The sequence below is a fragment of the Variovorax sp. KK3 genome (genome assembly GCF_001984055.1).
Taxonomy (GTDB): domain Bacteria; phylum Pseudomonadota; class Gammaproteobacteria; order Burkholderiales; family Burkholderiaceae_C; genus Variovorax.
In genome coordinates this window covers 24,362-35,283 of record NZ_LYVO01000023.1, presented here as the reverse complement: position 1 = coordinate 35,283, position 10,922 = coordinate 24,362, and the positions used below count along the sequence as shown (strand labels likewise).

The 10,922-nt window shown below is 69.8% G+C and carries 12 protein-coding genes; 7 read left to right on the top strand and 5 right to left on the bottom strand.

From position 1 onward, the window contains the following. Positions 1-24 precede the first annotated feature (24 nt). Genes B0W80_RS13415 through B0W80_RS13405 form a run of 3 tightly spaced genes read right to left on the bottom strand, consistent with a single transcriptional unit; the run spans position 25 to position 3,166 of the window. Positions 25-1,479 carry a hypothetical protein gene (locus tag B0W80_RS13415; RefSeq protein WP_076999644.1) on the bottom strand — a complete coding sequence of 485 codons (1,455 nt, stop codon included), beginning with the start codon at positions 1,477-1,479 and terminating at the stop codon, positions 25-27. After that, entirely contained in the window at positions 1,479-2,126 is a 648-nt protein-coding gene (locus B0W80_RS13410) for a hypothetical protein (RefSeq protein ID WP_076999643.1), read from the bottom strand. The genes B0W80_RS13415 and B0W80_RS13410 overlap by 1 nt, the downstream gene beginning before the upstream one ends. Then, the gene (locus B0W80_RS13405; RefSeq protein ID WP_076999642.1) at positions 2,123-3,166 is read right to left on the bottom strand and encodes a catalase; all 1,044 of its coding nucleotides are present in this window, start codon (positions 3,164-3,166) and stop codon (positions 2,123-2,125) included. The genes B0W80_RS13410 and B0W80_RS13405 overlap by 4 nt, the downstream gene beginning before the upstream one ends. A gap of 170 nt (positions 3,167-3,336) precedes the next feature. On the opposite strand from B0W80_RS13405, the gene B0W80_RS13400 reads away from it, so the two are divergent. The 7 genes from B0W80_RS13400 to B0W80_RS13370 all read left to right on the top strand — a co-directional run bounded on the left by B0W80_RS13400 (position 3,337) and on the right by B0W80_RS13370 (position 8,276). After that, complete coding sequence (locus B0W80_RS13400; protein ID WP_076999641.1) at positions 3,337-3,996, top strand: response regulator transcription factor; 660 nt, start codon at positions 3,337-3,339, stop codon at positions 3,994-3,996. 5 nt (positions 3,997-4,001) lie between these two features. Beyond that, the gene (locus tag B0W80_RS13395; RefSeq protein WP_256856567.1) at positions 4,002-5,381 is read left to right on the top strand and encodes a HAMP domain-containing sensor histidine kinase; all 1,380 of its coding nucleotides are present in this window, start codon (positions 4,002-4,004) and stop codon (positions 5,379-5,381) included. Between the two features lie 94 nt (positions 5,382-5,475). Next, positions 5,476-5,790, top strand: coding sequence for a hypothetical protein (locus tag B0W80_RS13390; RefSeq protein WP_143684610.1), 315 nt, complete (start codon positions 5,476-5,478; stop codon positions 5,788-5,790). 47 nt (positions 5,791-5,837) lie between these two features. Beyond that, entirely contained in the window at positions 5,838-6,086 is a 249-nt protein-coding gene (locus B0W80_RS13385) for a hypothetical protein (RefSeq protein ID WP_076999639.1), read from the top strand. Between the two features lie 148 nt (positions 6,087-6,234). Next, positions 6,235-6,621 carry a DUF4148 domain-containing protein gene (locus tag B0W80_RS13380; protein ID WP_179106908.1) on the top strand — a complete coding sequence of 129 codons (387 nt, stop codon included), beginning with the start codon at positions 6,235-6,237 and terminating at the stop codon, positions 6,619-6,621. Between the two features lie 61 nt (positions 6,622-6,682). Continuing rightward, a complete protein-coding gene (locus B0W80_RS13375) occupies positions 6,683-7,828 on the top strand; it encodes an MBL fold metallo-hydrolase (RefSeq protein WP_076999638.1) in 1,146 nt (381 codons plus the stop codon). A gap of 118 nt (positions 7,829-7,946) precedes the next feature. Further along, a complete protein-coding gene (locus B0W80_RS13370) occupies positions 7,947-8,276 on the top strand; it encodes a hypothetical protein (protein WP_076999637.1) in 330 nt (109 codons plus the stop codon). Positions 8,277-8,283: 7 nt separating this feature from the next. Here B0W80_RS13370 and B0W80_RS13365 read toward each other — a convergent pair whose 3' ends face one another. Continuing rightward, on the bottom strand, positions 8,284-8,577 hold the full coding sequence (locus tag B0W80_RS13365; protein WP_143684609.1) for a hypothetical protein: 294 nt from the start codon (positions 8,575-8,577) through the stop codon (positions 8,284-8,286). A 268-nt stretch (positions 8,578-8,845) separates the two neighbouring features. Next, positions 8,846-10,879 (bottom strand): SdrD B-like domain-containing protein, encoded by a 2,034-nt coding sequence (locus tag B0W80_RS13360; protein WP_076999635.1) that lies wholly within the window; start codon positions 10,877-10,879, stop codon positions 8,846-8,848. Positions 10,880-10,922 lie beyond the last annotated feature (43 nt).

Here is a 10,922-nt window from a genome sequence, read left to right as displayed (position 1 = left end):
AACGGACGAACGAGCGCAGGCGCTTCAGTGCGCGGCGTTCGACCCGATCCAGCGCAGCGCATTGAGGCTGGGCAGGAAGGTGTAGGCGCCGCCGCGCGTGCGAACGAGCCTCGGCAGCCCGCGCAGGCGCACCGAACCCGCCGGGGTCGCCACGTCGAACCAGCTCGCGTCTTCCTGGTTGGCGCCGAGCAGCGGATCGTTCGAGCCGGTGATGCGAGGGTCTTGCAGCCCGAGGTTGAGCCAGTCGTAGCAGACGGCCTCGAACTGGGCGGACAGGTCGGCGCAGATGAAGTTGCCCAGCAGGCCGCGCTCGGCGCCATCGCCGGCATGGCCGTCGCCCGGGTTCCAGCGCGGTCCGTAGGGCATGCCGCGGCGCACGAGCCGGCGCGTGTGGTTGGCGATGCGCTGCACGATCCTCGCGCTGCGCGGGTTGGCGCGCCGGGCATGGGCACCCAGCGGGCAGCGGAAGCCGTCGCTGTCGTCGGCGTAATCGAAGTCGGTGTCGGACACGCGCGGCGTCGGCGTGGGGTCGCTCGGCGACAAGGCCAGCGGCGTGCCGTTGCGCCATCGTCCCAGCAGCTTGGCGGCGACGACTTCGCGCATGGCCGCGAGCCGCTGCGATGCGTCGGCTGCGTCGCTTGCGCTGTTCGCAGCGAGCATGCCGTCGGCCAGCGGGCTGGCCAGCAATTGCGCGGCGGCGCGGTCGAGGAAGTTCTCGAAAGCGGACACGTCCTGCTCGAGCACGCGGAACGCATTGAAGGCGCCGTTGAAGCCGAGCACGGGCGGGTCGGGCAGGGTCCACTGCAATTGTTCGAGCGCGGTCGGGTAGCCCATCAGCACGGTGCCGAGCGGCGCGATCGGTTGGTCGTCGAGCCTGTCGGGCGGGGTGATGCCGGCGAAACGCGGCTGCGAGATGTTGTCGCGGTAGCCGAAGTGCACTTCGTCGCCGTTGAACTTGGCGCCTTCGTTGCGGCCGCAGATGGCGAATGCGCGGGCCGCAGGGCCCGCCATCATGGCGTGCTCGAACCCGTCGAGCAGAGCCGCGGTGTCCGCGTGCAGCGTCACGACCAGGTGGACGGCGTCGCTCGCCCGGAACCATGGTTGCCAGTGCGCGGGCGCGGAGTCGCCCCAATCGCCGACCTTGGAGGCGCGCGCGGGCATGCCTTCGCGGTAGGCCTCGGGGAAGGCCTTGGTCGCGGAAGAGGGCACGCCCAACGCCTGCAGGCCCGTGAACGTGATGCCGAGGTTGAAGCACACGTCCGGCGGCTGTGCGCCCCAATGCGCGGCATCGGTGATCGCGGGCGCGTGCTCACGATCGGGCCCGGCCGTGGCGCCGACCCAGGCGCTGGCCGCGCGGGCATCGGTCACCCGGCAGGTCAGGTGGCGCACCATTGCCTTGCGGTAGCCGCGCAGGATGTTGCCCTGCACGTCGGCCAGGTCCACGGCTTCGCCGACGGCGGTGCCGGGCGGCGCGGCCATCACCAGCCCACCCCGAGCTTCTGCCGCACCTGGGCCACCGAGTAGCCCGGGTAGGCGCGGTAGGCGCCGAGCTGGACGTTCGGGTTCTTGTCCAGCTGGAGCACCAGGTAGCGCGACAGGTCCTGCAGGTTGTCGAGTTCCGGCGCCACCACGTCGATCATGGTGCCGGGGTCGTCCGGCAACTGGAAGGCGTCGCGCTCGTGCACCCATTCGATGAAGGCGTCCACGTGCTGCCAGCATGGCAGCGGCGGCGGGTCTTCGACCAGCGACACGATGCCGTCGAAGGCATGGCCCAGCGTCATGATGAAGTCGCGGATGTAGGCGTGAAAGTCGCCGTCGTAAAACGAGAACATCAGCAGGTTGTTGTCGACGATGGTGAAGCGCGCCATGTGCACGGTGCCGACGTTGTCCAGGCCGCTGTAGATCTCGTCGAGGCTGGAGCCCACCACCAGCGCGGCCTGGGCGCGGCCGATCGCGGTCTTGTTCTTCAGCGGCATCACGAGGTTCATGGTGCGCATCACGTTGTCGGTGGGCTGCCGGCTGTCGCGCGGGCCGCCCGGCGCGACCTGCGTCGGCTGCAGCCAGCTCCAGATGCGGATGAGGATTCTCTCGAGGAGTTGCTTGAGCGCGCCCGTGACCGAACTCATCGAGCGCTCCCGTCGTGCGCATGCAGGGGACAGCCGATGCCCTGGCGTTCCTTGCATCCGAGCTGGTAGATCTCGCCGCGGGCACGCAGGATCTCGTCGCCGGAGGCTTCGAGGCCCGCGGGCAGCCGCATCGGGTTGAAGCTCAGCCGGTCGACATCCACGTCGCGCTCTTCGGCGAGCCGGTCGATGAAGAGCGTGCCCATGTCGATGCTCCGTCGTGTGACGGGCCAGGACTGCGACGGATCGTTCAGCGCGTCGCCCGGGTCGCCGATCGCCATCTTCAGCGTGAACTGGGCAGGGGCGCGGGCCAGGCGGGCCCGCATCTCCGCCGTCAGGAAGTCGGTAGCCTTGGCGGCGATCTGGTCGGCCGGCACGGGGAAGACGCCATCGACGGGCTGCCACGAGAAGCGCACCGGGCGCCGCTCGCCGTCCGGCGCCACGGCGATGAAGGTGTGCACCGCGTGGTATTCGGTGCGTGCCCAGCTCACCGGCACCTGCGACAGCCCGGCCTCGATGGTGAAGGCCCGCACGAAGGGATGCGAGCCGGCGTACTGCGCGAGGCCGGGGCCGCCGCTGATCGTCACGCTGGCGGGCAGGGGCGGGGGCGGGCTGCGCAGCATCAACGGGTCGAGGACGTGCTGGCGGAGCCACGACTCGGGCTGCACCGGCTTGGGAACGAAGGCCTTCGCCACGCCGAGGAAATCCTTGCGGGTCGTGGAGCCGAAGACGCTCAGGGTCATCGACAGCAGGTCGTGGTCGACGGCATCGGCGAGATGAAACTTCACCGCCAGCCCGCGGGTGTCGGGCCGTTCGTCGTGGCGCACGGGGTCGGAAGATCCGTTCGAGAAGCGGGCCGTGACCGGGATCGAGCGGCCCTGGAAAGGCTCGGCGATGCAGAAGTCGCCGGCCACGCGTGACGCGACGAAGTGGCCCAGGACGCCCAGGCCGTGGGTGTGCGCCCAGCGCGTGTCCGCAACATGTCCGGGGGCGTCCTGCTTGAACGCGTCCAGCATCTGCGCTGCCGTGATTTCCTCTTTCATGCTTGGTGCCTCCGGCGACAGATGCGCGAGCGTACTTCCGCACTATCGGCGCCACAAGCGAATTCGGCCGCGGGCGAACCGGCCGGTGCCTCGCCCTGGAGCGTGCAACCCTCATGACACGCTAAGAATCCGCGTGTAGCCTTCGGTGCGTTTTGCGAAAAGGAGGCGCCGTGCGCACGCTGCTGGTGGAAGACGACGAAATGATCGGGAGCAGCCTGCGGCATGCGCTCGAGGGCGCCGGCTGGTCGGTCGACTGGGTGCGCGACGGCGCGCTGGCGCAGAGCGCGCTGGCCGATGGCGACTACACATGCGTGCTGCTCGACCTCGGCCTGCCCAAGCAGGACGGCACCGAGGTGCTGCGCCGGGCGCGCGAGCGCGGCGACACCACGCCGGTGCTGGTGCTGACCGCGCGTGACGGCCTGGAAGACCGCATCCAGGGCCTGGACCTCGGCGCCGACGACTACCTGCTCAAGCCTTTCGAATTTCGCGAGCTGCTGGCACGCATGCGCGCGGTGATCCGCCGCCGCGACGGCGCAGCGCATTCGGTGATCGGCCTGGCCGGCATGCAGCTCGACCTGACCACGCGCGAGGTGCTGCGCAACGGCGAGCGCGAGGCGCTGACCGCACGCGAGTTCGCGCTGCTGCATGCGCTGCTGGAGCGGCCCGGCGCCATCCTGTCGCGCGAGCAGCTCGAGAACCGCATCTACGGCTGGGGCGAAGAAGTCACCAGCAACGCGGTGGACGTGCTGATCCACGGCATGCGGCGCAAGCTGGGGCCCGATGCGATCCGCAACGTGCGCGGGCTCGGCTGGCGGGTGGCGGCGGCATGACGGCCATGAAGAAAATGGCCGACCACCCCTGGTACAAGCCCTGCTCGCTGCGGGGCAAGCTGCTCTTGTGGCTGGTCACGCTGCACCTGATCGCGGCCGGGGCCGCGGCCTGCGCCTCTTATATGAGCTACGGCCGCATGGTCCGCACCTTCATGGAAGACCAGATGCAGCTGCTGGCCAACTCCTACGCGGGCAACGACAGCACGCCGGTGCTGCAGCCGCTGGCGGACGACGGTGTGTACCAGTGGGGCTCGTTCATCGTGCAGATCTTCGACACCGAGGGCCGCCTGCTCGCCACCTCGTGGCCGCGGCTCACGGCGCCGCTGCAGGCTGCACCCGGCCTGCACAACGTGCGCACCGGCGCCGGCCGTGACGAGGACTGGCGCGTGTACACCGCCGAGGCCGGCACCCGCGTCGGGCAGCCGCGCGTGCAGATCGCGCAGAGCGGCAGCTTCCTGCGGCACGAGGTGGCGCATCGCGCGCTGTTCGCCGCGCTGCCGATCGCGCTGCTGCTGCCGGTGTCGCTGGCGGTGCTGTGGCTGGTGGTCTGGCTCAGTTCCTATTCGCTGCATGCGGTGGCCCGCGAGGTGGCGGCGCAGGACGAGCGCAGCCTTTCGGAGCTGTCGCTCGCGCGCGTGCCCGACGAGATCGCGCCGCTGGTCACGGCCTTCAACAGCCTTCTGGCCCGCTTGCGCGATGCCTTCGCCGCACAGCGCCGCTTCGTGCAGGACGCGGCGCACGAGTTGCGCACGCCCGTCGCGGCGATCGGCCTGCAGCTGGAGAACCTGCGCGCCCACGTGCCGGCCGGCGACGCGGCCGAGCGCTTCGCCCAGCTCGAGGCCGGCGTGACGCGCGCCCAGCATCTCATCGAGCAGCTGCTGCGCCTGTCGCGCCAGGAAAGCGCCGCGCCCGCAGCCGTCGCCCAGCCGGTCGACGTGGCTGCGCTGCTGCGCGAGAGCCTGGGCCAGTTGATGGTGGTGGCCGACCGGCGCCGCATCGACGTGGGCTTCGACGGCAGCGTCGCGCCGGTGGTGAGCGCGCCGGCCGCCGAACTGCGCAGCGTGTTCGACAACCTGATCGACAACGCGCTGCGGCACGCGCCCGAGGGTGGGGTGGTGGACGTCCGGCTGCACGAGGTGCAAGGGCAACCGGTCGTCGACGTGGTGGACAACGGGCCCGGCATCCCCCCAGAATTCATCGGCCGCGTCTTCGACCGCTTCTTCCGCGTTCCCGGTACGTCTGCCGCAGGCAGCGGCCTGGGCCTGGCGATCGCGCGTACCGCAGCCCTGCGGCACGGCCTGCGCATCGCACTGCTCAATCGCAGCGAGAACGGGGGAGGCGAGGAAGGCACCGGGCTGATCGCCCGCGTATACCTTCCGGTGTAATACTTTATGTACTAATTCACCAAACGGCCGATGTAAGTAAAAAAGTTCTAGTTGCGGCTTGTAACCTTATGTTTACATAGGCACAATGTATTACATGCAAGTTCAAGCCGACACCCAAACCCAGTGGTCCTCCAAGGGCCTTCTCCGACTGCTGCGCGCCACCCTGCCGCCTGCCGGCAAGGCGTCGGCTCCGGCTTCGTCCAACTTCGACGCGCCGCCGCAGCGCCTGAGCAGCGACCAACTCGCCGAGCTGGCCGAAAAGTGGCGCCGCCGCTCCGCCCAAGGCGACAAGGGCGCCGACTCGGTCGCGATCGCGCTGGAAATGCTGGCCGAGCGTCGCGCCATGGAGCGTCCTTCGCGCTTCCAGGCCGTCGGTCGCCGCATCTCGGAATTGATGCAGCTCAGCTGAGGGCTTCCCTCCAGCTTGCTTCTCGTCCAGTTAGCAAAGTCGGAATCATGAAGACCCAAATCGAAGCGATCTGCGAAGGCTACAACGTCGATCTGTCGGGACCGGGCCGCCCGATGGGCGCCAAGGGCAACTATCCCAAGTACGAGGTGATCCCGCTGCTCACCGACATGGAGGCGGAACTGCTCAACACGCTGGGCCTGATTCGCACGCTGCTGGTCGAGGGTGCCCCTACCCCCGAGGCACGCGACGGCGTGGTCCACGCGATCGACGGCCTGCTGTCAGTCGCCCGAGCCTGAGGCTGGGAGGCTCCCAGCGAAGGGGCTAAGACTCGGCTAAGTTTCCTCTAACGATCGGCTCAATCTGGCTGCCTAGAGTGCAACCAGGTCAGCCGAGGCGCATGTTGCATCCGGCGAGAGACCTGCCTCTCATCCGGAGCCCATCGCCATGCAAGCCTCCCTGAAGTTCCTCGCCGTCACCGCCCTGAGCGCCCTCGCGGGCCTGGCCTCGGTGGCCGTTCACGCCGAAAGCTACGACGGCGTGCACCAGCACGCATCGGCGCTGAGCCGTGCCGACGTGGATGCCGAAGCCGTGCGCACCGCATCGTCGCGCGACCAGAACGTGGTGCGCGGCTCGCGCGGCGCCGAGCCCTTCAAGGCCATGGCCGACCGCAACGCGGTGGCGCAGGACGCGATGCGCGCAGCCGCCGCGCCGGACCAGAACGTGTCCGCCAGCTCGCGCGTGAACAGCAAGGTGATCTCCACGATGACGCATCCGATGGATGCGCGCCCCGCCACGGCGACATCGACCGCCGCCGGCGGCAGCCGCTTCTGATCGACGCGCAGTCCGGCCAGGGCGCTGCCCGGGCCGGACGCGGAGCTGCCCCGTGCATCCCATGCGCCTTTCGCACCCGCCGCGCCGCGCGGCCGTGTTCCTCCTCTTACTTCTGATCACCACCATGACCACGCTGGGACTGAGCGCCTGCGGCAGCACTGCCGCCAAGAACGATGGCCGCAACGCCATCGACGCCCGCAAGGCCGAATCGCCGCAGTACCGCGACGGCACCTTCCACAACCCCGTGGAGCCCAAGACCATCGGCTGGCGCGAAACGCCGCGCATGCTGTGGCGCTTCATGTTCGACAAGCCCGCGGAGGCCGTGCCCGCCGCACCGCTGCCGGTGGCGCAGCTGAGCCGTGCGCAGTTGCTGGCAGCGCCCGACCGCAGCCTGGTGCGCCTGGGTCACTCGACCGTTCTGCTCAAGCTCGACGGCGCCTTCTGGCTGACCGACCCCGTGTTTTCCGAACGGGCCTCGCCGGTGCAGTGGGCCGGACCGAAACGCTTCCACGCGCCGCCCATCGCCATCGACGATCTGCCGTCGATCCAGGGGGTGGTGCTGTCGCACGACCACTTCGACCATCTCGACAAGGCTGCGGTGCTGCAACTGGCCGACAGGGTGCAATGGTTCGTCGCGCCGCTGGGCGTGGGCGACCTGCTGATCGAATGGGGCGTCGACCCGGCGAAGGTGCGGCAGCTCGACTGGTGGCAGTCGACCACGGTGGAAGGTATTCGCCTGGTCGCGACGCCGGCGCAGCACTTCTCGGGCCGCAGCCTGTTCGGCCGCAATGCCACGCTGTGGGCTTCGTGGGTCATCCAGTCCGGCGACTTCAAGGTCTTCTTCAGCGGCGACACCGGGTACTTCGACGGCTTCAAGGCCATCGGCGAGAAGCACGGGCCCTTCGACGTGACGATGATCGAATGCGGCGCCTACGACCGGCAGTGGTCCGGCGTGCACATGCAGCCCGAAGAGACGCTGCAGGCCCACCTGGACCTGCGAGGCAAGCGCCTGATGCCGGTGCACAACGGCACCTTCGACCTGGCGCTGCACGACTGGCACGACCCGTTCACCCGCATCGCTGCGCTCGCCTCCGCGCGCGAGGTGCCGCTGCTCACGCCGCGCATCGGCGAGCCGCTGGACCTTCAAGCGACCACGGCCACGGCCGCCTGGTGGACGAAGCCCGCCGAGCTCGCGCACGCGGACTGACACGCGGGCAGCGCAGGTCAGGTTGGCCTAAGCGCCGCTTCCTAGATTGGACGCACGGGCAGCCGCCGCGGCGCATGTCGCGCCGGGGCTGTGCCCGACTTCCTTTCAGGAGACAGGCATGCAAGCATCCATCCGAGTCCTGGCCGCCCTCGCCGTCGCGGCACTGGCTTCTTTCGGCGCGCAGGCGCAGGAGAAGACCGACGGCTCCGACTACCACCCGCTGATGATGAGTTCGCCGGACAGCGCCGAAGTGCAGGCCGGCGCGATGGCCGCGGCGCGGCCTTCCAACACCGAACTGTCCGGGCAATCGACCTCCGCGCCCGCGATGACATCGACGATGTCCAACGCTGATGTCTACGCCGGCGCGGTCTCGGCGTCGCACCCATCGGGCACCGAATTGCCGGGCCAGAGCACATCGCCGATGCCGCTCACGGGCAGCACGCACTGAGGCCGGGTCAGAGCCCGTGCACCACGTACAGCGCCGAGGGTGCCGCGGGCACCTGCAGCGTGGCCTCGCCGACACGGTCGAAGCGGAACTCGCGGCCGTTGAGCACCACCGAGCGCTGGTTGGTCCACACGCGGTATTCGTAGCCGCCCGCCGACGGCGTGACTTGCAGCACGCGGAACACCGGCGGCACGATCACTGTGAAGTTGAGCCGTGCCGTCGCGTTGTTCGTGCCCAGCCGGGTTTCCGCCAGGCAGGCCGGCGGCAGCGGCAACAGCAGCAGGGCCGAGAGGGCACTCCTCATGCAGACCCCTCTGGAGAACACGGTGGCGGACATCGGGCGGCATTCCGAAAAATGAAGAAGGCGCGTGCGAATCGGCGCCCGTCCTTCGCATATCGGCAGCCCCGGTAAAAAGTTGAAGTGCGTCGTGGACCGCGGTTGCCGACTGCCCGGAAGTAAATAGCGTGGGACTGTCCGGCGCTGTCGGACAGAAAGCCATTTCGGCCCCGCCGTCCGAATGCCGCGCGCGCGTGCGTGAACTGCGCCACGCTCCGCTGGGTCGGGCCGCGGGTCAGCGCTCTTTTTGCACCGGGAAATCGGCGGCGACGGTGTCGCGCACCCGCACCTCAACGCGGCGCGAAGGTGCGACGGCGCTGCTCCATGGCAGGGGCAGGTTGTCCTGCACCAGCTCGATCTCGTGCGCGCCGGCCGCGACCTGCGGAAAGCTGTAGAAGCCCTGCGCATCGGTGCGCGCCACGTAGCGGCGGTCGAGCACCACCGTCACGCCGGGCACGCCGCCTTCGCTGGCCTCGCGTCGGCCGTTGTTGTCCTGGTCGAAGAACACGTGGCCTTCGAGCCTGCCCGCGCCGCTGCCCGGCAGGCCGCCGATGGGTGCGCTGGCCAGGCCGGCGCGGCTCTCGTATCGCAGGGCCACCATGAAGCTGCGGCTCGAAGGCGCGACCAGCACCGGCGACAGGGTGGCCGCGGTGAGCGCGGACACCACGGCCGGATTCAGCGACTCCTGCCCGCGTGCCGCGGTGTACTGAGCGACGAAGGACCAGCCCAGGCCCAGCGGCCAGCTGAGGCGCGCGTTGGCGCTCAGGAAGCGCGTCTCGTTGTCGCCCACGCCGTTGCTGCCGCGCACGCTCAGGTCCAGGCGAGCGCCGCCCGGCAGCGGCGTGGTGCCGAGCACGCCCCAGTGAATTGCGCGACGAGGCACACCCTGCTCGCGCGCATGCTCGAAGGCCAGCGAGGTCGACAGCGTCTGGGTTTCGCCCACGCTCCAGGCATGGTCGACGCCGGTGCGCACCACGCGCAGGTCGCTGCCGTGGGCCGCGTCGGTGCGCCACTGCGTGTAGCCGAAGTCGGACTTGTGCTCCCAGGTGAGCTGCACCGACTGCGCTGCGAAGCTGCCGGTGCGCGCGGCCACGATGCCGGAGATCGCGTCGCGCGAGTCGAAGCGCCAGCGGCCGAAGACATTGCCGAACACTGAATTGCCGCGCAGGCCGCTCACACTGTCGCTGAGCTCGACGTTGGCGCCCAGCTGCCATTGGCGCGTGGAAATGTCGCCGCGCCAGGAAGCGCCGCGCAGGTCGCTCGGCAGCTGGTCGCCGCCCCAGCGCAGCGAGGGCTCGAAGTAGAAGACCGAGGCAGCCTGCTGCATCAGCCCGCCGCGCCAGGCGGCATCGACCCAGGCCCCGGTGCCGGCGTCGCGCGGCGCCAGCGATCCGATGCCCGAAGGCCGGCCCTCGCTGCGCGCGATGTTGGCCTGGACGCGCATGCCGCCGACCTTGTCGGCCACGTTGCCGAAGCCGCTGCCCAGCGAGTCGGCCCAGGGCGCCAGGCCTTGCCAAGACACGGCGGACCAGATCGAGCGCGTGTTCTGCGCGTAGCCCGGCACGCCGTTGGCGTTGAAGTCGCGCGTCTCGATGACTTGCACCGCCGCGTCGGTGCGGTTCAGCGCCAGCGCGTCCTCGGCGCCGGTCAGCTGGGTCTGGGCGCCAGCGCTGGCGGCGCTGCCGCGGCCGGCGCTGAAGCCCTGGAAGTTGAGTCCGTCGAAGTAGCCGAGCCGCCCGGCCGAGGCATTGATGGTCGTGCGGCCCGGCCGCTCCAGCGTCGCCGACACGCCTTCGATCGGCAACGCCGGCATGTACACGCGGCCGAGGCCGCGCGCCAGCGGCGTGGTGGCCATGTTGATGTTGCCCACGCTGTTGTGGCCGAACCAGCCGCCGTCGAAGGGCATGCTGCGCTGGTCGATGCGCCAGGTGCTGCCGTTGCGGTAGCTGTACGGCACGACGGTGGTGGGCAGGCCGGTGCTGTTGTAGAAGCCCAGGCCACTCACTGGCGCGGCATCGCGGTTCAGGCTGGCGTTGGCGGAGAACGTGCCGTAGCCGGGCGTGTCGAGGTAGCCCGAGAACAGCAGCGATTGCGTGTTCTGCCGCACCAGTCCGCTTTGATGCGTGGACTGCGCCTCGACGCTCCAGCCGCGTGGCCAGCCGGTGTCGATGCGGGCGGGCTCGTCGTCCAGCCTGGCCTGCTGCGGGCTGTCGTCGAGCACGCGGTCGACGTAGTCGCCGCCCTCGGCCAGCGCGGGTTGCGTCTGCACGGGCGGTGCCGGTTGCTGTTGCTGTTGCTGTTGCTGTTGCTGC